Here is a 255-nt window from a genome sequence, read left to right on the forward strand (position 1 = left end):
GGGTATTCGGCTTATGCATCAAAAACATGTAGTTGGACCCCAGCGCTGCATTTGCCAGTCCGACCACAAGTGCAGCGGCGTTCAGGAACAGCATGGTGTGGCCGATCGATTTCCAGGTCGGACGGTATCCGCGAATCCAAGTCATATACAGTGCCGTTAAAATAATGGCCATATGGACGATAAAGAAATGAAAGAAGCGGAAATGCGGGAATGGATAATCGAGATTGGGCGTCAGAACGGCCTGAAGCGCCCCGC

1 protein-coding gene is annotated in these 255 nt (G+C 51.8%); it reads right to left on the reverse strand.

Annotation, left to right across the window (positions count from 1 at the left end; all coding sequences use genetic code 11):
* Nucleotides 1-255: TMEM164-related integral membrane acyltransferase (locus ACSNOG_RS33625; RefSeq protein ID WP_436756458.1), on the reverse strand; the 255-nt coding region annotated here is incomplete at both ends.

It is taken from the genome of Streptomyces sp. URMC 124 (genome assembly GCF_051386455.1).
Classification (GTDB): Bacteria; Actinomycetota; Actinomycetes; order Streptomycetales; family Streptomycetaceae; genus Streptomyces.